The organism is Pontibacter roseus DSM 17521 (assembly GCF_000373265.1).
Taxonomy (GTDB): Bacteria; Bacteroidota; Bacteroidia; order Cytophagales; family Hymenobacteraceae; genus Pontibacter; species Pontibacter roseus.
This window is the reverse complement of the sequence record NZ_KB890761.1, coordinates 141,168-161,325: the sequence shown is the minus strand read 5'-3', so window position 1 is coordinate 161,325 and position 20,158 is coordinate 141,168. Positions and strand designations below refer to the sequence as shown.

General features: G+C 55.1%; 17 protein-coding genes. 2 read left to right on the top strand and 15 right to left on the bottom strand.

Going from position 1 to position 20,158, the window contains the following annotated elements:
* Window positions 1–28: 28 nt before the first annotated feature.
* The 5 genes from B051_RS0100720 to B051_RS0100700 all read right to left on the bottom strand — a co-directional run bounded on the left by B051_RS0100720 (window position 29) and on the right by B051_RS0100700 (window position 4,334).
* Window positions 29–994, bottom strand: coding sequence for an alpha/beta fold hydrolase (locus tag B051_RS0100720; RefSeq protein ID WP_157578438.1), 966 nt, complete (start codon window positions 992–994; stop codon window positions 29–31).
* Complete coding sequence (locus tag B051_RS0100715; protein WP_018476248.1) at window positions 972–2,528, bottom strand: sodium/pantothenate symporter; 1,557 nt, start codon at window positions 2,526–2,528, stop codon at window positions 972–974. The genes B051_RS0100720 and B051_RS0100715 overlap by 23 nt, the downstream gene beginning before the upstream one ends.
* A gap of 300 nt (window positions 2,529–2,828) precedes the next feature.
* Complete coding sequence (locus tag B051_RS0100710) at window positions 2,829–3,185, bottom strand: hypothetical protein (protein WP_157578436.1); 357 nt, start codon at window positions 3,183–3,185, stop codon at window positions 2,829–2,831.
* Between the two features lie 27 nt (window positions 3,186–3,212).
* A complete protein-coding gene (locus tag B051_RS0100705) occupies window positions 3,213–3,557 on the bottom strand; it encodes a hypothetical protein (RefSeq protein WP_157578434.1) in 345 nt (114 codons plus the stop codon).
* Between the two features lie 6 nt (window positions 3,558–3,563).
* The gene (locus tag B051_RS0100700; protein WP_018476245.1) at window positions 3,564–4,334 is read right to left on the bottom strand and encodes a LytR/AlgR family response regulator transcription factor; all 771 of its coding nucleotides are present in this window, start codon (window positions 4,332–4,334) and stop codon (window positions 3,564–3,566) included.
* A gap of 134 nt (window positions 4,335–4,468) precedes the next feature.
* On the opposite strand from B051_RS0100700, the gene B051_RS0100695 reads away from it, so the two are divergent.
* Window positions 4,469–6,640 carry a sensor histidine kinase gene (locus tag B051_RS0100695; protein WP_157578432.1) on the top strand — a complete coding sequence of 724 codons (2,172 nt, stop codon included), beginning with the start codon at window positions 4,469–4,471 and terminating at the stop codon, window positions 6,638–6,640.
* Window positions 6,641–6,727: 87 nt separating this feature from the next.
* Entirely contained in the window at window positions 6,728–7,543 is an 816-nt protein-coding gene (locus tag B051_RS0100690; RefSeq protein WP_018476243.1) for an alpha/beta fold hydrolase, read from the top strand.
* A 43-nt stretch (window positions 7,544–7,586) separates the two neighbouring features.
* Here the strand turns inward: B051_RS0100690 and B051_RS0100685 are convergent, their stop codons facing one another.
* The 10 genes from B051_RS0100685 to B051_RS0100640 all read right to left on the bottom strand — a co-directional run bounded on the left by B051_RS0100685 (window position 7,587) and on the right by B051_RS0100640 (window position 20,156).
* The gene (locus B051_RS0100685; protein ID WP_018476242.1) at window positions 7,587–8,039 is read right to left on the bottom strand and encodes a GNAT family N-acetyltransferase; all 453 of its coding nucleotides are present in this window, start codon (window positions 8,037–8,039) and stop codon (window positions 7,587–7,589) included.
* A gap of 94 nt (window positions 8,040–8,133) precedes the next feature.
* Entirely contained in the window at window positions 8,134–8,859 is a 726-nt protein-coding gene (locus B051_RS0100680; RefSeq protein ID WP_018476241.1) for an SIMPL domain-containing protein, read from the bottom strand.
* A gap of 94 nt (window positions 8,860–8,953) precedes the next feature.
* Complete coding sequence (locus tag B051_RS0100675) at window positions 8,954–9,472, bottom strand: hypothetical protein (RefSeq protein WP_018476240.1); 519 nt, start codon at window positions 9,470–9,472, stop codon at window positions 8,954–8,956.
* Between the two features lie 90 nt (window positions 9,473–9,562).
* A complete protein-coding gene (locus B051_RS0100670; protein ID WP_018476239.1) occupies window positions 9,563–11,368 on the bottom strand; it encodes a hypothetical protein in 1,806 nt (601 codons plus the stop codon).
* Window positions 11,369–11,532: 164 nt separating this feature from the next.
* Entirely contained in the window at window positions 11,533–13,719 is a 2,187-nt protein-coding gene (locus tag B051_RS0100665; RefSeq protein WP_018476238.1) for a DUF4175 family protein, read from the bottom strand.
* Window positions 13,719–15,233 (bottom strand): BatA domain-containing protein, encoded by a 1,515-nt coding sequence (locus tag B051_RS0100660; protein ID WP_071594836.1) that lies wholly within the window; start codon window positions 15,231–15,233, stop codon window positions 13,719–13,721. Before B051_RS0100660 ends, B051_RS0100665 begins: the two co-directional genes overlap by 1 nt.
* A 155-nt stretch (window positions 15,234–15,388) precedes the next feature.
* Window positions 15,389–16,282, bottom strand: a complete 894-nt coding sequence (locus B051_RS0100655; protein WP_018476236.1) for a DUF58 domain-containing protein — start codon at window positions 16,280–16,282, stop codon at window positions 15,389–15,391.
* Window positions 16,275–16,829 (bottom strand): hypothetical protein, encoded by a 555-nt coding sequence (locus B051_RS0100650; protein ID WP_018476235.1) that lies wholly within the window; start codon window positions 16,827–16,829, stop codon window positions 16,275–16,277. Before B051_RS0100650 ends, B051_RS0100655 begins: the two co-directional genes overlap by 8 nt.
* 24 nt (window positions 16,830–16,853) lie before the next feature.
* Window positions 16,854–17,861 carry an AAA family ATPase gene (locus B051_RS0100645; RefSeq protein ID WP_018476234.1) on the bottom strand — a complete coding sequence of 336 codons (1,008 nt, stop codon included), beginning with the start codon at window positions 17,859–17,861 and terminating at the stop codon, window positions 16,854–16,856.
* Between the two features lie 3 nt (window positions 17,862–17,864).
* Window positions 17,865–20,156, bottom strand: a complete 2,292-nt coding sequence (locus B051_RS0100640) for a S41 family peptidase (protein WP_018476233.1) — start codon at window positions 20,154–20,156, stop codon at window positions 17,865–17,867.
* Window positions 20,157–20,158: the final 2 nt, after the last annotated feature.

Genomic DNA, 20,158 nt, shown 5'->3' with positions numbered 1-20,158 from the left:
GATAGAGGTTATAAGTTAGGTCAATGCGTTAATCTAGGAAATTCCGGACGGCCTTGTTGAAGGCGGCCGGTTGCTCAAACTGCAGGAAATGCCCTGCCTCTGGCACCAGCACCAGTTGGCTGTTGGGAATGCGGCTGTGGCCACTTTCGGCTACGGCCTTCGTGGTGAGGCCGGGGTTGAGGTAGCGGTTAGGTATAAGCGCGTCCTGCTCTCCGAACAGAATCAGCGTTGGGACCTGCACCTGGGGCAGCTGCTCATACACCGGTTCGTCGACCATGGCGGCCACACTTCCTGCCACCGCTGCGCTATACTTCCCGAACTGCTCCGATGTCGCCATCTTCAGCCTGTCGTCCACCATGAACTGGGCATCGGCTGGCATCTTGTGAAAGTTGACTTTGATGTTGGCGGCGGCTTGTTCCGGTGTGGTCTTCTGGATGCTCTCTGGTGTCACAGTGGCCTTGAACAGCTGCTTCTGCTGCTCCGTGAATGTCTCGAAGCCGGCGGGAGCAGCCAGTATGAGTTTTTTCACGCGCTTGGGCTCCTGCAGCGCAGCGGTAATGGCGATTTGACCACCCATAGAATGACCTGCCAGCACCGCTTGCTTCAGTTTCAGGGCATCCATTAGTCCGAACACGGTGTTGGCGTAGCTTTCCATACCTGGCGCTATACCTTCTTTGCCTGACTTGCCATAACCGGGCAGGTCAAGGGCGATGCAGCGGTAGTGCTTGCGCAGCTCGGCTATGTTCTTGTCCCAGGCGGGCAGATAGCTACCCAGCCCGTGTATGAAAATGATGGTTTCTGGTCCTTTACCCTCGTCCACATAGGCGATGTGGGTCCCGTCCGGCAACGTCATTTTCCGGACTTCATAGCTGTAGTTCAACCCTTCAAAGACAGGGTCGGTGGCCGGCGCCGGTTTCGCCATCTGGCATTGGGCGCTCAGGCACAGCAGGCATAGGAAGGCCATTAATAGGCTATCTTTCAATCTCAGGCTCATAGGTTGGTTCGGTTAAAGCTGTTGTCGGTGTGCTGGCTGCCTCTTTGGCCGGGGAGCGGAAGGCGTAGTAGAAAATCAGACCTACTGCCACAGAGGCGAGTATGGCCAGCGCCGCCGCTATACCTGGGTTGCGCACCGGCGCCTGCATGTAAGTAGTCAGGCCGCCATAGTACACCCCAAAGTGCACAATGACAGATGTGATGGAGGCGGCCACAGGCGCAATAAGGGGCACCCGGCGTAGGAACATGCCAAACAGCACTGGCACGAAGGCAGCCGAGAAGTAGGCGTATACCCCGTTCTGGGCGAAGATGCCCACGCTCAGGTTCGGGTTCTGCAGTTGGTCGAATGTCAGCCAAATAGTCACGGCCGCCAGCACCACAATCACCAGGCGGTTAATCATCACGCCATGTTTGGTGATGCTTTCGCCCACTATCGGGCGCAGGATATCGGAGGTGATGGTGATGGAGAGCGACTGTATCAGCCCTTCCAGAGTGGACAGTCCGGCGGAAATCAGCCCCAGCAGCACCAGCAGCCCCATGTATACCGGGAACTCCTTCACCACGTAGGCTGACATGATGCTGTCCACGGACAGCGCCTGGCCATTCAGGGTCAGGTCCGGGAAGGAGAGGCGGGCATAGAGACCGGCAAACACCACCAGGAAAAACAATGCCTGCACCAGTATTCCTGTCAGCAGGTATAGGTTCACGTCCTTCTCGTTCCGGAGCAGGAGCGATTTGGTGATGATGTGCGGCTGGCAGACGATGGCCACCCCAATGATGACCTGGCAGAAGATGATTTCGAAGTTATCGCGGAAGAGGAAGCTTTGCGGGTTGGTGGGCTCCACCAGCAGCGGGTCTATAGCCGCCAGCTTGTCGAGAAAACCATGCACGCCGTTGCTGAAGTGCTCGTAGCCAGAGCCCAGCAGGATAAAGGCCACGATGAGCATGAGCACCGCCTGAATCATGTTGGTGTACACCATGGAATTGGCCCCGCCGAACATCATGTAGCCGAACACAAACACCACGATACCCACGCACACGTGCAGCTCATTTGCGTTGAGCACGCTGGCCAGCACTTTGGTGAGCCCCACGCAGATGAGCACGATGAAGGTGATGAGCAGCAGCGAGAGGAAAGCGAAGAACATGGCATAGCCGCGGCTCTTGTATGCCAGCCCCATCCACTGGGCCATGGTCTGCGCCTTCACGGCGGTTCCCATCTTCCGGAAGCCTTTGGTGAGCACCACCAGCGAGACGAGTGCGGCTAGTGGCAGGGCAATGGCCATGGAAATGACGCCGCTGATGCCGTACAAAGCCACGAAACCAGGGTTGATGATGAAGGTGGCGGCACTCGTCATGGAGGCAGCCAATGCCAGACCTACTGCCACAGGCGAAAAAGCCACGTTGCCGAGAGCATAGTCGGAGATGGAGCGAATGCGCAGCGCGCCCCGCACCACAAAAAACAAGATGACGCCTGCGTAAGCGAGTACGAGTACCCAAGCGGCTGTCACCAACTCCGAGGAGGCTAGACTAGTCATGCGTGAATGGTATAATGGATGAAGAAACGTTGGATTAATGTAGGGAATAACAAGCATTACTTAAAGTCTATACTTGCCAACACAACATATTTTGAGGTGAAATCGGAAAGCCAACAGGTGAGATATGTTGGAGGTGAGTGAGCAGGTACTCATTTAGAGGCGTGAGGCTGAAGTGTAACGGGAGGGCATTATAGTTTCACTTGCATCCTCTGCAGGAGTTGAAATGAGTGTTCTGCTTTCAGCGTATATCTTGCTCTTGTGGATTACGAGCGCAAGAAAGGTTTTATAAGCCAATTATATTTAAAGGTATATACCCTCCAGCTCCCATTCAAATGGCTTGTTAAGAGCCTCTAATGTCTTGAGGGCATCCAACTTGAATGTTCGCCATTCAACAGACTTGGGTTTGTCTTCCGCCATGTCTCCCTTTGTGATGCTCATCTTGCGGTTTGCAGAGTTGATGCTGTAGTCTGTAGTTTCTCCTGTTGCCCGGTGAGTCTCATTCGCGTCATAGCCAATCAGCTCAAACCTGTTGTTTTGAAATCGAAACCGGTAGGTATGGTTCGACATGGTCCAACTGCCAGCGCTATACCACAGACGAAAATCTATTTGAAGGACCCCTTTCTCTGAGATGCTTAAGCCGCTCAGAGGTTCATCCATGTCGGGCGAATCCCGCAGAAGAATAAACTAATTGGATTGAACCTGCTTGGTGAATTTTCCGGAGCTGCTACCAAAATATATGCCCAGTATTCGGGGGTTTAAATCCACAGTGTTCATACCTGGCCCCTCGCTCAGTTCTAGGTTACGCGCGTCAGTACCTTGCACAACAAAGACCAAATCAGAGATGCCATCTTTATTCAAGTCACCGGTGGTGCTATCTAAAAGCTTCCATCCTTTCGGAATCAAATCCTCCAAAGAGCTGCCTCTTGCATGAAGCTCGGCAATGGTACTTTGGCCAGCAACTGGCAAACTCAACAGCGTCAGTAACACAACTAGTATCCTGTGCATACCTTGGGTATAAGCAACTTTCAAAATCTTTTACAGAATCTGCAGCCGCTTCAGCAGCGCGTCTTTATGGGTGTTGCCTATCGGGATTTGCTTGCCTCCAATCAGGATGTTGTTGTCCTCGATGGCCTCAATGGCTGTTAGGTGCACGATGTAGGAACGGTGCACGCGCATGAACTGGCTGGGCGGGAGGCGCTGCTCCAGGTTTTTGAGGCTCTGGCTTACCAGGTATAGGCCGGTGCGGGTTTTGATGTTGCAGTAGATGTCCTGCGCCTCTATCCAGATGATGTCCTCCAGCGCCACTTTCTCCAGGCGGTTGCGCACCTTTACAAACAGCGTGTCGTGGAGCAGGAAATTATCCGTCTCATCTATTTCCGTTGCAACTGCCTGGCTAGGCGTAATCATATGGGCTTCGGGCTGCCGCTGTCGGGTGCCGGCATTGTGTATGGCCAGCTCGATGCTGCTCTGCAGTGTGCGGGCATCAAAAGGCTTGACTAGGTAGGCGTGTGGATTCGTCTGCTTGGCCCGGTCTATGGTTTCCTTGTCAGAGAAAGCCGTCATAAAAATGAACGGCACCCGCGTTGATTTAGCCAGCATGGCCGCTGTATCGATGCCATCCAGCTTTCCTTCGAGGGTGATGTCCAGGATGACCAAATCCGGTGTATGCTGGTGCACCGACAGCAGCAGTTCCTCACCGGTGCTCACCGTCTGGCATACCTCGTAGCCCATCTCCTCCAGCGACAGCGACAGGTTCTGGGCAATCACCACATCGTCTTCTGCTATAAGTAACTTGAGCCTGGCCATAGGTATAGGTTGCTTGGGTATGATACAAGTAGACGCAGGGGCGCATCAGCTAAATATACCACAAATACAATCAAGGACAAATTGCTATACCTGCCCAAGTATAGTATACTGAAGATTATTCTGTAAATTGAGGTATGGGTATACCTTGCCTGCCACGACGGCTCCTCCAATCGCTTCGGGTACTAAGCGCGCTGCTCTTGGTGGCGGCCATGCCGGTGCGCGCGCAAGTGTTGGCACCCGATACCGTGATGCTAGCCAATGAAAGGCAGCTTATCACCGCTCCGTTACAGGTATACCATGACCCCAGCGCCTCGCTGGTACAGGAGCAGGTGCAACGGCAGAAATTTACTGCGAACGATACCAATGCGGTGCTGGCGCCCGGCAAAACGGTCCATTGGGTGCGGGTGGTTCTGCAGAATACATCGGTAAGGGAACAGGAGCGCCTGCTGTACGCTGGTGACTGGAGCCACCTAGAGCTGTACGGGCAGCACGAAAACGGTGAGACAACAGTGCAGAAGACAGGCCAGCTGGTGCCCGTCGCGGTGCGCGATGTGGCCTCGTACAAGCCTTATGTGCGCCTGCGCCTGCCTCCTCGCAGCGCTACCACACTATACCTGCGCCTGCAAGGCGACATCGACCTCTACAAGCCCCGGGCGCTGAGCGTACAGCTGCTCCTGCCGGCACAGGTGGCGGCAGCCAACAACGACAGGCTTTTCGGGCAGGGCATCTTCATCGGCATCATCCTGGTGATGACGCTCTATAACCTGGTGCTGTTTGCCTCCGTGCGCGACCGCAGCTACCTGTATTACGTGCTGGCCCTGCTGGGCACGGGCCTGTACTTCATGTTCTACCACGGCTTCGCCCTTGAGCTGCTCTGGCCGCAGGCCCCTTTGTGGAACGCCCACAGCTTCCCATTCATCGTCACGTTCAATGGCCTGTTCCGGGTGCTGTTCACACGCCGCTACCTCAACACGCACCAGACCATGCCCATCTGGGACAAGCTGCTGATGCTGCTGGCGCTGCTCTACATTCTGCCGGTAGGTATGGGACTGCTTTCTTACCTGACGCCCCTCGATTTGCTGCAGGCTTGCGTCAGCTTCATTGGCATTATAGGCGGACTGGTGCTGGTGGCTATGCTGCTGGCAGGGCTGGCGTCGCTGCGGCAGGGGTACCGGCCGGCGCTCTATTTCCTGATTGCGAACGTGTTCTTCGTGGTGGGGGCGCTGCTCTTTATCCTGAAGGAGAACCAACTGGTGCCTGATAATGCCGTGACCGTGTATGCCGCACAGGTGGGCATCGTGGCGCAGGTGGTGCTCTTCTCGCTGGGCCTGGCTTACCGCCTGAACACCGTCACGAGCGAACTCAACACCAAGGTGCTGGAAAAAGAGCGACTGGAACGGGAGAAGGAGACGGAGCGAAAGCTGCTGATAGAGCAGCAGAAAAACGAGCTGGAGGTGATGGTGACCAACCGCACGGCCGCCCTGCGGCATCGGACGCAGGAGCTCAAGGACACGGTGCGGAAGCTGAAAGCATCGGAGCACAAGCTGCGGCGGCTCAACCATTTCAAGGACCGCTTCTTTTCCATCATCTCCCACGACATCCGTACCCCGCTGGCCACGTTGGAGTCTTTCCTGAACATCCTCATAAACTTTTCGGAGAAGATGAAGCCGGAGCAGATGCAGAAGCTGGCTTTGCATACGCAGCTGTCGGTGCGCAACCTGCAGGCCCTGCTCGAGAACCTGTTGCAGTGGTCCACGGCCCAGACAGCCTCGGGCCACCATGTGCGCTTCGAGCCGGCCACGCTGAAACTGATAGACATGGTAAATCAAAACGTGGCCTTGCTGAAGGACACCGCCGAGACCAAGCAGATACACTGGCAAGTGAACGTGCCGCCGGAAATGCAGGTGCGCGCCGATGCCCATATGCTCGACTTCGTCATTCGGAACCTGCTGCACAATGCCATCAAGTTCTCCTATCCGAGTGGGCTCATACAGGTAGGCGCTGTAGCCGGAGCGGAAGGTATGGCGACCGTAACTGTTACCGACGAAGGCACTGGCATCAGCCCGGATGTGCTGGCGACTCTCTTTAAATTGGAGATGCCAGCCATGGCCAAGAAAGGAACCGTCAACGAGAAGGGTACAGGTCTCGGGCTGCTGCTCTGCCGCTACTTTGTGGAGCGCCACGAGGGCAACATACAGGTAGAGACGGAGGTAGGGAAGGGCAGCTGCTTCCGGTTCACGGTGCCGCTGGCCAAGCAGGAGCAGCCCGAGAATCAGCAACAGCTGCTGGAAGGGGAAATCTGCTGAGCCATACCTGCTGCCCGCGGCCGTTTTGTCTTTCCATAATTTCGGTTAGATTTGTTTTTCATCACCTCATCCTAAAAGAACGACCCCATGAGACATCGCCTGCCCGACGGACTGGAACTGTACTATGAATTGCACGGAGACGCCAACGCCACCCAAGCCATGGTGTTTCTGAATGGCCTGTCGCAGTCGACGGCGGCCTGGGCGGGGCTGGTGCATGCGCTGGGCAAGAAGTACCGGCTGGTGCTGGTCGACCTGCTGTTCCAGGGGCAATCGGATGAGGCGCCGGAGCACCGCAGCTTCGAGGGGCACGCCGCCGATGTGGCGGATTTGCTCCGAACGCTGGATTTACCTGAAACGATTCTAGTGGGTATATCCTATGGTGGCGCAGTGGCGCAGCGCTTTCTGGTGAACCACCCGGAACTGGTGCAGCGTGGCGTGCTGCTCTCTACTTTCCCCTACAAGGACGCCTTCTTTGACGCCATCGGGTATAGTTGGAAGCAGGCGCTGCTGACGGGAGGCTACCCGCTGATGCTCGACGTGATGCTGCCGCTTGTGCTGGGCCGCAGCTATTTCCTCAACCCCATCATCACGATAGAGACCCTCAAGAACAGCAAAGCGAGCCAGAGCCCTACGCCGGAGCGGCTGCTGAAACTGGTGCGGGCTACTGAGGAGAGCGGCGACTACCTGGAGGAGTTAAAAAAGGTGCAGGTGCCGGTGCTGGTGGTGCACGGTGAGGAAGACCACCTCTGCACCGTGGAAATGGGCCGGGCCATGTACCAGTCACTGCCGCACGGCGAGTTGGAAATCATCCCCAAAGTAGGCCATACCCTGAACCTGGAGTGCATCCCGGATTTGATTCAGCTGCTGGACACCTTTGCCGCGAAGGTTGGGCAGACGGTATAGCACGCCTGAGATAGGTGCAGTTCGGGTGCCTATACCTGGCTTGTCAGGTGTTCTTGGGGTGAAGCGGGTAATAGAAATGCACGACTTGTTCTTCCGTAGCCCCGGTGGAGCGATAGAAATCAAGGGCGTAGTCATCCACCTTGTCAGCCTGCACAAACACCTCTTCAAACCCCCTTTGCTGGCAATAGTCCGTCACGCTTTGGATGAGGCGGCTTCCAATTCCCTGCCGTTGGAAGTCCCTTTTCACGGCAAGGTCATAGATGTATACCAGCGGCATTACGGAGTAATATTGGTGTAGTACATAGGCAGTCAGGCCTCCGACGACAGTGTTTTGCTCGAGTGCGGCGAAGGCCATGAAATCGGGCTTTGCCAGCAAGGCCTGCAGGTACTCTGTGTCGGGAATGGCGAAAGGCTCCATCTCAAATACGTCCTCAAACACGTGGACGAGCGCTATGAAGTGATGGATGTCCTGTTGTTCCAGCTTCAGTATCTCCATTGCGATGGACTATTAGAACTTCTTTATTTTCCGGGAATGACAGCGTAGCCGACTATGCAGGTGTAATGTTCCTTTTTTATCTATACTGACGTGCTTACTTTATTTGATACTCCACAAACAGGGTGGCAGTCACCAGCACAGTGCCTTTGCTTATGGCGATAGACCTGTTTTGTGCAGCAACAGCAGCTTCAGCCACCGCATACCCGTCTACTGCTCTCGATTGATTGGATTCAGGTATAGAAGCTGAAATTTCGACATTGCCTACCTTCAGGATTTCTTTTTCAGACGCCGGTAGTTCACCTAGAAGTTTGTCGGCCAGCGTGTTGGCCTTCTGCAGGGCATCGACATATGCTTCGTTTTTCAAACTATCTATTTTGGAATGGGCATACGCCAACCCACCCAAGTCAAGGTTCCTGTTCTCCAGCAGCTCTGTGTAAACCTGGTCCAGTTTGCCGATTTCCCGAAGTGTGACATGGATGGTGGTGGAGCTATTGTAACCTTCAAACACTTGCGCGTTATTCCTCCAGGTATAGCTTTTATTCATGTTGACGGAGGTCGTCAATATGTCGTCCTGTTTGATGCCCAAAGCAAGGAGCTTGCTGTTCAACTCATTGGATTTTTCAACTAGGCATTGTTTGGAGGCTTTCACGGATTTCTGAAGACAATTCAGATTGATATGAAATGTGGCTACGTCAGGAAGCGTCTCCACTTCACCAACTGATTTGATTAGGATGGTTTTGAACTTGGCAGGTGTAAGCGTAGGGTCGCTTTGGCAACTTGCCAGCATCACTGTGATTAATAGGCCAAGTATTTTTCTCATTACCTGTCGTTTTAGGTGACACAACGGACTAGTACATGCTTGAGGCAAGACGTAGCCGAAGCTTAAAGCATATGCGTGTTAGCGTATGTTTTTCTTATTTCTCTTTTTCTTGACCAGGTAAGTATGCCCAAAAATTGAAGTATAGGTTCCTGCCGTCAGCGATTAGAATTACCGTATGCTTATCAGGTTCTTCTTTTACCAATGAGTGATGAATCGCATTAATCCATACCATCTTTTGTCCGTTGTTGCCCATGACTGGAAGAAGCTGATAGTAGTATGACGCTGCCTCGAATAAGTACGTTGACTTTTCTAGCATCTCAGCGTGCTGCGGACTTTTACGGACCATGCCGTTGACTTCTGGTTCAATAGCTCTATTCTCTTTGACTATTTGCTCTGCGATTAGTTTGCTTAGTTCTTTTAACTCTTCTGTACTAAGCGCTGCTGGTGCAAGCGTATCCCTGCTTCCCACTAGTTCGATGTTTCCGTCGTAACTCAGCAGGCTATACCTCTCTGAACTGAGTGGGTCATTCAAAGAAATTCTTACGTCCTGACCTAAAGCAATGCCACTCATAGAAAGAAGTACTGCGAATAGTAGAATAGCACCTGTTTTCATAATGTAGAAATAAACTCTAACTAACAGTTAAACGGCATACCAGCTTTCGATGTAAGGATAACATAAACCAGCATCAGCGGTGGAACTTCCTTACAGCTTCTCCTCCAGCCACAGAAAGCCACTGCTCAGCACGAACAGCACGAAGAACCAAATCACCGGGACCTGCTCTTCTGTGAATGCCGTGGCCGTGGCGACTTCCTTTCTGTCCTGTTTTTTTGCAAACTGCAAAGTAGCCTCCCGTCTGGCTTGAATGGTCTGGTGTGGCCAGGCGGCGCTGTCCTGCACCAGGAAATGGAACGGCTCCACACCCGGCGACTCGACCACATGCCAGCCTGTGCGGCGGGGCCAGAAGGTGCCGCTGAACCGCTCCGGTTGGTGCGGATGCTGCTGCAGGGCCATACCTATCCGGGTGGTGTCGGCTATGCTTCGAACCGTGGCTGCAGGTATAGCCTGTGGGGTATCCAAGGTATAATCCGTGAGCGTGAGTGTGGTGGGCGTGTTTACCTGAGGCGCCTGCGGCGATGTCAGCTGCCAGAATCTGTCCTGCTCCTCTTTCCTGGCGACAGAAGAGAGCAAGTGTGCCCAGTAGCTGGCGTAGGTGCTTTGTTTGCCTTCCAGTTGCCAGCTGAAGGTCTGTGGTACCACCGTCAGGGCCACTGTGCCCCAGCCAGCTCTTCGGCCGGCAGCCAACAGGTTGTTGTTTTGTTCCTCCACAAGTCCAGTGACTGCTTCGCTGCTTACCAAGGTATAGGGCAAGGCGGGTATGGCGACGGTTGCCCCGTTCGTCCAGGAGGCGCGGGCGGTGCGGGTGTCCTGCTGCGAGAGGCGCTTGCTCTGGAAACCGGTGAAGAAAGCCGTGCCGCGATTGGCGGGTCGCTCGCCGGCGAGGGTCAGGATACCTAATCCGCCTTCGGTGACGGCCCGCTGCAGCGCAGCCCGTTCGGCGCTGCTGAGTTCCTGTAAAGCCTGGGGTTCTGTGATGACTACATCGAACCGCTCTAGCAGCTTGGGCGTGATGCGACTTAAATCGGTCTGCGGCATGTTGAGCCATTCGCTTTGGTGTATACCTTTGCTGACGGTGCTGCGCAGCGCCACCCGGTGCTGCAGTTGCCCGAGGTGGTTTTTCAGGAACTTGAATTCGAACACCGGGAAAGAAGCCACCAGCAGCACACCCAGTTTCTGATGCGCCAGCACCTGCACCGGCACCTGGCCGAGCGTATCTGTGCTGTCCCCTGATTTGGCGATTAAGGTATAGACATGGCGGCCTTCCTGTTTCGGGCTATAGCGTAGCTTGAAAGGTTGCTGCCCGGCATCTTCCAAGGCAATGGAATCCTGCATCCGGCCGGCCGCCTGCAGGTATAGCTTGCCCTTCTGGTTGTTGTTGAACTGCCCCGCCACCGTGACGGTTTCCCCCAAGGTGGAGGTGACAGGCCAAATTACGGTTGCTACGCCAGCAGGAAGGTCAGAAAGATGAGGGATAAGGCGGATGCCCTCCAGCGCTCGCAACTCCTGCGCCTCCAGCCCATGCCCCAGCACATGCACCGTCTGTACCTGCGGATGCTCCTGCCGGAAGGTATAGAAATCGGCTACGGCCTCTGCCTTGGCTGCCTCTGTTTTGTAGGTATAGACCAGCGGTTGCGCCTTCATTTGCCGGAGCAATGTGCTGAGCGTGTCCGGATGATAGCCTTCGGTGAGCAGAATGGCCTTGCCTGGGTCGAGTTCACGCTGGAAGGTGGGCGGGAAGAGCAGCAGCACCAGGCTTATACCTGCTACGACGCTAGCCATCAGCCGTACAACCAGCCAGCGCCGGTTGGGGCGCCGCCAGGCCAGCCATGCGAGCACCACTACCGCCAGGAGGGCAAGTAGCCAGGGAAGGTATGGAAGTTTGTCTAGCACTGGTGGGATGTTGGTTGCTAATTGTTAAATTATTGACTATTAGTTGGTTGTTGTTTTGTGCACGAGTCGGACAGTTGTGGCTTATTCCTACTGACAGTGGCCTGCCCATCACGACGATACCTTCCTAACTTAAACCTTTCAAACTTCTCAACTAAGAAAGCTTTCTACCTTTCTAACTCCTCCAGGTATCCCCTTGCCAGCTTGCTCCTTGTAGTGCCTTGCTTCTGCGGCGATGGGGCAACAGGCGGTAGCAATTCGGTCCAGGCCCGTTCTATAGTGATTAGGCATTCCGTGCAAAGGTCTTTATTAGCGTGGATGTCGGCGATGAGCGTGCGCAGGTCTTGCATAGCGCGGAGGTAGCGGCCTGGTTTGGCGAGCGCCTCCTGTGCCATTTCCTGCCCAGCCCGCTCCAGCAGCGCCACATCGGCTTGGCTATACCTGCCGCCCTGCTTCTGCCGCTCCAGCCACTGCAGTGCCTTCCGGGTTTGCGGCAACTTGGTCTCTGTTTCTATCGTCCTTCTTTCAGTCGGTGCTTTTATTTTGCTCAGGTCGCCGGTCATGCGCTTCTCGGGTTCCTTGAGTGGGGGTGGGTCGAAACCTGTTTTGGCAGCGTAGGCACGGGTGCTTTGCTGCACCTCCTTGAGCATGCGCAGCGCCTTGTATTCGTAGGGTAGGGCCTCTTTCGGGCGATGGGTGCGAAGCCGCAGCTCGGCCTCCCACATCTGTGCCAGTGCGCCCTTCAGCTTGGCTTTCACGGCGGGCTCAAAGAAGGTGGCCGCCTCTTCCTGGTCGTGCTTGTGCAGGTAGGGGTCCAACAGGGCCTCCGCACTGTTCTGGTCCTCGAACTCCGGGTGGTCGTGGCCGTCTCCAGAGAAATGCTCTTCTTCCCCATGGCCTTCCGCACCTTCGGGTATGCCGCCGCCCGGACCTATACCGGATTCAAACTCCTCGCCCAGGAACTTGCCGTAGCGCAGGCGCAGCAGCTTCTGGTCCACACCCAGGTTGTTGCCCCGCTCCTCGAAAACAGCTCGGCTCAGCGACTTTTGTTCTTTAATCAGCTTCTCGGTGTCGATGATAATCTGGCGCTGGCTGCGGAAGTACTCCGGCACGGGGTTCACGCCCATTGTCAGGTCATCCATGCTTTCCACGATGGTCGTGTCCTCTATCTGCACAAAGAACGTCTCGGAGCGGGTGTATCCGCGGTGGTTGTCCCAGGCCTGCACGTAGAAGTAGAGCTCATCGCCGTAGGTCATGCCCAGTTTCTGGAGGTCAATCGTTTTGTTGATGTTGAAGGTACGCGACTGTTTGCCGAAGCCCAGGCTGATTTTCTCTTCCCTAAACTTCACGGCCTCGCCCGTACCCTTGGCTACGGTAGCAATCATGTTGGCATCGCGCAGGCCGTAGTCATCCGACAGCTGCGCCTGCAGCGTCACCCGTTGCGGGTCTCCGAAGAGAATCTCGGTATACTGCTCCGGCTTTTTTATCTGCAGGACAGGGGCTTCGTCGGGTATGATTTCCAGTGTATAGTAAGCCGATTTCTGTCCGTTGACATTGATGTGGTACAGCGCGGGTTCCGTGAAAGCCTTCGACAAGGTATAGCTTCCGTTGCTGGCTTTCACGGCGATAGGTTTCTCCTCATTGAGGACCAGCTGCAGGGTTCTGGCGGGCCTGTTGGTCCGGATGCGCCAGCTGACGGTTGCCCCCTGCTCCACGCGCAGGTTTGGCTGGTCGGCTTTGTAGGATTTTTTGCCGGTATAGGAGGGCGGAGTGATGGTGATGTCGATTTCTTGAACGGAGACGGCAGTATCGGCCACCTCCTGGGGAGTGTCCGGGAACTCGAGCTGCACCTGTTCCGGAGGTGTGGTACTGGCTAGCGGCGCGGCAGGCAGGAAGACGATGCCTGTGGCTATCAGCAAGGCTATACCTAAGGCAGCGAGCGTTGGGTTCCTTTTCAGATAGAACACCTGTTGCGTTGCAGGTATAGCAGACTGGATATTAGCCGCCACCTTCTGCTGCTGCAGGCGCTCCAGCAGGTTGAGTTCCGTTGTGGGACGAAGCAGGAACTCAGCGCTGTCCTCGAGCTGCGGGTAGTTGCGGTTGAGATGGCGCGCCACCTGCCGCAGGTCTGTCTTTTGTATGCTTTTCCAGGCCCTGGCAAAATATACGATGGCACCCAGTATGAGTGCAAGTGCCAAGGCAGCCAATACTGGTACCTCTACCTGCCATTTATACAATATGGCAAAACCAAGCGCCACCACCGCCAATGCCTGCAGGGCATACAGCAACACCTTCTGCCGGACGTACTGCCGGCGGATGCGCTGCAAGGTATGGAGGCTGTCTGGTGTGGACATTAGGCGGTTACTCGTTTCGTGGTTATGAATCGCTCTACTAGAAATAAGAGAAAAGCCAGTAAAATCACCCAGGGCATCAGGCTCATGGGCGGTTCTTCTCTCGTTTCCTGCTCACCCACCGGCAGTATGAGAGGTTTCAGCTGTTCTTCGTCGAGCGCGCGGGCATCGTAGGCGCTGGCGGTTGGCTGAGGCAACAATAAAGGCAGCAGCAGTTCAGGGAACTGTACGCTCTGACCGAGTTGGCTCCACGCTGGACTAAAACCGCTCCGGAAATAGTAGACGCTGCCACGGCCCATCGGCTGTTTGCTGAGCAAAGTTTCTGCTGTGGTAGACTGCCATACCTGGCTTGCGTCAGTTGATGCACTGTTTTTTGCCGAAAGTTGGTGAACCCGGATTTTCTCTGTACCTGCCGTAGTCAGCTGTGTGCGGGTGGCTGCCGGCTCGGCGCCCGGCTGCACCCACAGATTGGCTCCTTTTTCCTGCACCTGCTCCAGCCACGCCGGCGGCACATCCGCACTGCTCAACCAGAACAGCCAGTTGGGTATAGAATCGGGCTGGGCAGTTGTGGAAAGCTGTCTGGTTTCGATTGGTATACCTGTGTAGTTGCTGATGGCTTGAATGGCTGCCTGCAAGTACCGTACTTCCGGCTGCTGTGCTTTTTCATGGGCTATATCTATGTGCAGCGGCTTTTGGAGAACCAGCACCCGCTCCTGGTCGCTGTTGCCCCAGGTGGCCCAGAGGCTGTCGCTTTGCGTTGCGAGACGCACCTGCAGACCATCCAGGTCTATACCTTGGCTCCTAAAAAAGGCGCTGGTGCGGCTGAACGTAGTGCCTTCGCGGGTGCTGTGGCCGAGTACGAACAGGATGCTGTCAGAGGAAGTGGCGTAGGCGGCCTGTACCCAGGTGGTGGAGGCTTCCAGGGCAACCGGTATCCATCGGATGTTTTCCTGCAGCGGGGCCGGTGCACCTACGAAATGGCGCTGTTGGTCGGAGATAAAGAGCCAAACGCTGTCCTGCATCCGGTTGTACCGTTGCGCCAGTGCGGGCAGCAGGCCCCAGTGGTTACCGCTGCGAATCACGGAGTCTGTCGGATTGCTACTGAGCGCCTGCCATTGCTCCGCAGGTATAGGGCTGAAGTTGGCGTCGTAGCGGTGTAAGGTATAGCCCCGGTGCAGCAGTGCGTCTACCGTTGGTTTGATAGAGCCAAGGGCCGTGCTATGCAGTACCTCCGGACTGATAAATACAGCTTTGTTTGCCTGCTTTTTCACGCTTCCGCCTTCCCAGACTGGCTTTGCCAGCGCCACCGCCAATAGTATCAGGATGCAACAGCGCAACACGAGCAGCCACACATCGCTTAGCTTGATGCTGCTCCAGCGCCTGCTCGCCGACGGCTCCAGCCAGCGAAGGCTGCCTACCTTCACCGTCTTCCCCTGCCGCTTGTTCCACAGGTGTATCGCAATCGGTACCAATATCGCCGACGACGCAAAAAGCCATATGGGGGAGAGGAGATTCAAGTTTAGGAGTTTGGGAGTTGAGAAGTTATAAAATTAATATGTTAGAAAGTTATTTCTATCATTCCGACGAAAGGAGGAGTCTGTTAAAGCAGGTTGTTTATATAAGATTCCTTCTTTCGTCGGAATGACAAAAAAGAGGTATAACAATCCAACCATCACCCATACACCAGCCTATTCTTCAAAAACGTCCGGAGGGCTTTGTCCAGCGGCTCGTCGGTGGCGAAGCGGTCGTAGGCGATTTGGCGGTTGCGCATGTCTTTCTCGGTCTGCTGTAGCCACTCCTTCAGTTTGGTCAGGTAGGTTCTGCGCTGCTCGGCTGTGCCTACCTGCATGGTTTCTCCTGTTTCCAGGTCCTCAAAGGTCAGGGTACCGTCAAAGCGGAAGTCGAGTTCGTTGCGGCTCATCAGGTGAAACAGCAGCAGCTCATGCCGCTGCGCGCCCAGCTTGTAGAGCAGGTCTTTTATCTCATCCTCGTATTCGTACAGGTCTGTAACAAACACGGTCAGCTCCTTCTGCCTTCGATCCGAAAACAGGTTGGCAGCGGTTTCAGCATCCGGGAACCTGCCTTTCGGCTTTACCTCCGTGAGCTGATGCCAGAAGCGCTGCAGGTGCATGTTGTCTGAGCGCGGCGTCAGATTGATGAGCTGCGTCTCGTGCAGCACGTACAGACCCACGGCATCGCCCTGCGTGGTGGCCAGGTAGGCCAATGAAGCGACCAGGAAACGCGCGTAGTCCAGCTTGCTCAGACCGTTCATATCCTCGTGCCCCATTGAGGCGCTGGCATCTAAAATGAAGCGCACAGTGATGTTGGTGTCCACCTCCGCCTCCCGGATGTAGTAGCGGTCCGATCGGGCGAACATCTTCCAGTCGAGCTGGCGCAGGTCATCGCCGGGCTGGTAGCTGCGGTACTGGCTGAACTCCAGCCCCGCCCCGCGCCGCAAGCTTTGGTTCTGCCCACTCAGGAACCCCTCCACCACAGTTTTGGCCAGTAGCGGCAGGTCTTTGATGGTGGCGAGTACTTTCGGGTCAATGAACTTCTCTTTAGACAAGGGTATAGCGGAGTTTCAGTTTCTTGATTTGGGACTCGATAAAGGCCTCGTCCAGTATGACGTCCACGCCGCCAATCAGCTCCTGCCTCGCCTGCAGCAGAATCTTCCGGCCGTGGGAGTAGAACACCATGGCGCAGTCGTGCAGCACGGTTTTCTCGCCGGCGTTGCTGCAGTTCTGGTAAATCTCAATCATCAGGATGGGGTCGGAGAAGATGCGCAGGCTGGAGAGTTTGCTGAACTGCAATGCCCCCTCCTGCCACAGCGGCGCGCTGCTCACATTCACCTCAAACTCGTAGTAAGTGGTGGCTTCCTGCGACGAAATCCTGTAGTCGGCGCTGATGTTGATGTAGGTTCTGAACCTGCCGGGTATGCTGTTGATGGTAGACAAAGCCAGGGCGAAACCGCTCGCCCAGAAAAGGAAACGACCGTTTGCCTCCTCCACCTGCAGCTTATCGGAGTAGAAAAAATATATCCGCTCGCCCAGGATGCTGCGCAGAATCTTTATCTGCGCATCCGAAATCTTGACTGTATCTACCTCTTCTCGCACAAGCTATATTTTTGTTTTCATAGGTTACACTAGTACCTGCTTTGGCAGCTGAATCGCCTGCAGCAGTTCTTCTACTACCTTGTCTGGGGTGATGCGCTCAGCCTCCGCTGTGAAGTTCACCAGGATGCGATGGCGCAACACCGGGAAGGCCATGGTCTGGACATCGGCAGCGGTCACGGCGAAGCGGCCGTGCAGCAGTGCCCTCGCCTTGGCCGTCAGGATGAGCGCCTGCCCTGCCCTCGGCCCGGCTCCCCAGCGCACGTAGCTCTTGATGAAGTCTACGGTTGTCGTGTCGGGGCGGGTGGTGCGTACCAGATGGTTTACGTAAGTCAGCAGGTCGTCGCTGATGCTGACCTCCCGTACCAGTTGCCGCAGTTGCAGAATCTCCTCACCGGTGATGGCCGGGTATACCTGCGCCTGCCGGGTGCCGGTGGTGCTGGTGAGTATGTTGAGTTCCTCCAACTCTGTGGGGTACTTTATCTTGATGTAGAGCAGGAAGCGGTCGAGTTGTGCCTCGGGCAGTGGGTAGGTGCCTGCCTGCTCAATCGGGTTTTGGGTGGCCAGCAGAAAAAACGGACGCGGCAGCAGGTAGGTCTTGCCCGCGTAGGTCACCTCGTGCTCCTGCATGGCCTCCAGCAGCGCCGCCTGTGTTTTGGGCGGTGTACGGTTTATCTCGTCGGCCAGTACGATGTTGGAGAAGATGGGCCCTTCGTTGAACTTGAAGAAGCGCTTGCCGGTGGCGTGGTCCTCCTCCAGCACCTCAGTCCCGAGTATGTCAGTCGGCATCAGGTCCGGCGTGAACTGAATCCGGCGGAAGCCCAGGTCCATGGCGCTGGCCAAAGTACGTACCAGCAAGGTCTTCGCTAGCCCGGGGACGCCCTCCAGCAAGCCGTGTCCGCCGGCCAGCAGCGTGATGAGCACCTCGTCAAGCACTTCCTCCTGCCCTACGATTATCTTCTGTATCTCCTGCTTGAGCTGCGGCAGCTTGCCGAGGAGGTTCTGTATGTCTTGTTCCGTCACGTTAGAAATCATGCTTTAAAGTGCTTCGCCTGCCAATTGGATTGCTTTCTCCAGAAACTCATCGCGGCCCTCGCGCACGCCTTGTATAGTCTTCTCGACATACACATCCGGTAGGATGCCCACGCCATGCAGTTGCGAGCCATCGTGTTTCTGTACTTTCATACCTGTCCAGGAAATCCTGTACCCGCCCGGCAGTGTGAAGGGATTGACATTCCCGTTGGTGCCCGCCGTGGGTTGCCCTACGATGGTAGCGAGTTTATAGTGCTCGATAAAGCTCATATAACTCTCGGCGTAGCTGATGGCCTGCCCATCAATCAGGAAAATTACTTTAGCCGTCAGGCGTGGCGACTTCGGCCTCAAGCCCCAGCTCGACTTCCTGTACCCTACCACTTTTTCCTGGTCGGGGTAGATGATGTGTGGGGTCTGCATCCACTGCGACGACGTGTCTTTTGCTGGCAACAGATACTGTATGAGCTCGTGATTACCGTTCGGGTAGCCCCGTAAATCGCAGATGATAGCCTTGCTCTGCTGCAAAGCCGGCATGGCTGCCTGAATGTCTTTCATGGGTGCTTTGCCGATGTTCACATACGTTACACCCTCAGCGACAGACCTGATATTCTCTGTGGAAGGTATAGCTGCACGGACCTGGTTGTGGGAGAATGTTCTCTTGAGTTGCAGGTCCGCTGTAGAGTTGTCTGCTTGGAGCACGGTCAGGTGCAACGTTGATTCAGGCTCACCCAATAGCGATTCTGATTTTGCTCTGTGGTTGAGCCAGCCTGGGGTGGCAGCCGATATGTACTGGTGCAGGTTTTCGAAATAAGCCTCTGGCGTCGTGCCGTCTATGCTGGTTACAATGTCGCCTTTGGCCAAAGGTATAGCTTCGTCATACACCGCCGTGATGACCAGTTTATTCTCTACCCATTCCCAGGCGATTGGTGGCAGGTGAGTGGCTTTGCTCTCAGAGGTAGTAACCCACACGTGCCCGTCTTTTAGTTTGGCGGTAAGCAGTTGCAGCGTTTTCTGGAAATCGGTCGCCGTTTGGTCGGTATAGGCGCTGGCCAGTGCCTGGTGCAGGTCCTGGTCCCAGTCTGTTTTGACGATGTCGAAGTATGGGTAGAAATGCTGGAATATGTTCCAGGTAATGGCCGTGCTACCAAGACGGGTATACAGGTTGGCCCCGTTGATGTCGCTGGCAGGTATAGCTTCCAGTTCTTGCTGAAGCTTCGTAAGCAAAGCCTTGTCAGAGGCTGGATAAGTCTGTGCATCGGTGCCGTAGAGGGCCAACGGGACCACAACTTTCAAGCCACCGGCTAAGGTTTTGGCTGTGTATTCCCCTGGCTTGGGATGTGGTTTGAAAAGCTGCGAAGGCTTCTTTGCTTTTAGAACGCTGGCCTCTTCGCTTTTAACAGATAGCCATTTGTCGTCCTTGCTGTTTTGTTGAATCGTGAACAGGTACCCGTTGCCAGGCTTCCAGCTTAAGCCACTAGAAAGTATCTTATCAGCTATACCTTCCTTTTCGCCTGTAAACTGCTCGTTGTATATTTCTTTCCAGTTGCCGTTATCGTTAACCTTGAGGCTCATGTCATCCAGCCACAGCTCTCCCTCGCCCATCAAAAAGGCGCCAACCACTATTTTATCAGCCCCTTTGTCTACTTTGCCTTTGATTTCATAAGTCGCCCATTGGTCTGATTGGATGGAGCGGCCTCCCATGTTGTCGAAGAACCCTGTGGACTTGTTTGTTTTATCTACTCTTACCCACAGGTGGCCTGTTCCTGAGCCTGTAGCCCGTTTCACTTTGCCTGTGAATATGAACTCCTTGCCCTGATACTCAGAAGCCGTTATAGCTTTCATAATTGGTCCGAACTGGGCGGAAGATGTTTTGTATAGCACAGGCCTGTTGAGGCGCAGGCTTTTGTAGGGGCTGTTCTTGCCGCCTTGCCCCATACCTTGATGCTGCCAGGCAATGGTTTTATATTTCTTAAGGCTAGGTGGCGTGATGTCTGCCGCATCGAACTTCACCTCCTCGTTCTCCAGGCATACCTTCACCGTCGGGGCGATGGGTTGGAACAGGGCAGTAAGTGTAGCTCTTAATTCCTCCGGGCTTTTGCAGCCCGCTATCTGTTTGCTGCCATAGATGGCGAAGCGGTCCCAGTCGATAGCGGCGGCTTCGTCACTTGGGTGGAAGTAGCGCACATAGCCGTAGAGCTGGGTAAAGGCAGCAGCGTTTTCAACCTTCCTGTCCTGCTGACCATATACCTGCCCGAAAGCGAGTAGAAGAAGGAGGAAGAAGAGCGATTTCTTTTTCATAG

What these genes read in the sequence shown, in the direction of transcription:
- B051_RS0100720 (WP_157578438.1), bottom strand. Translation starts at nt 994, where the DNA reads ATGAGCCTGAGATTGAAAGATAGCCTATTAATGGCCTTCCTATGCCTG.
- B051_RS0100715 (WP_018476248.1), bottom strand. Translation starts at nt 2,528, where the DNA reads ATGACTAGTCTAGCCTCCTCGGAGTTGGTGACAGCCGCTTGGGTACTC.
- B051_RS0100710 (WP_157578436.1), bottom strand. Translation starts at nt 3,185, where the DNA reads ATGGATGAACCTCTGAGCGGCTTAAGCATCTCAGAGAAAGGGGTCCTT.
- B051_RS0100700 (WP_018476245.1), bottom strand. Translation starts at nt 4,334, where the DNA reads ATGGCCAGGCTCAAGTTACTTATAGCAGAAGACGATGTGGTGATTGCC.
- B051_RS0100695 (WP_157578432.1), top strand. Translation starts at nt 4,469, where the DNA reads ATGGGTATACCTTGCCTGCCACGACGGCTCCTCCAATCGCTTCGGGTA.
- B051_RS0100690 (WP_018476243.1), top strand. Translation starts at nt 6,728, where the DNA reads ATGAGACATCGCCTGCCCGACGGACTGGAACTGTACTATGAATTGCAC.
- B051_RS0100685 (WP_018476242.1), bottom strand. Translation starts at nt 8,039, where the DNA reads ATGGAGATACTGAAGCTGGAACAACAGGACATCCATCACTTCATAGCG.
- B051_RS0100680 (WP_018476241.1), bottom strand. Translation starts at nt 8,859, where the DNA reads ATGAGAAAAATACTTGGCCTATTAATCACAGTGATGCTGGCAAGTTGC.
- B051_RS0100675 (WP_018476240.1), bottom strand. Translation starts at nt 9,472, where the DNA reads ATGAAAACAGGTGCTATTCTACTATTCGCAGTACTTCTTTCTATGAGT.
- B051_RS0100665 (WP_018476238.1), bottom strand. Translation starts at nt 13,719, where the DNA reads ATGTCCACACCAGACAGCCTCCATACCTTGCAGCGCATCCGCCGGCAG.
- B051_RS0100645 (WP_018476234.1), bottom strand. Translation starts at nt 17,861, where the DNA reads ATGATTTCTAACGTGACGGAACAAGACATACAGAACCTCCTCGGCAAG.
- B051_RS0100640 (WP_018476233.1), bottom strand. Translation starts at nt 20,156, where the DNA reads ATGAAAAAGAAATCGCTCTTCTTCCTCCTTCTTCTACTCGCTTTCGGG.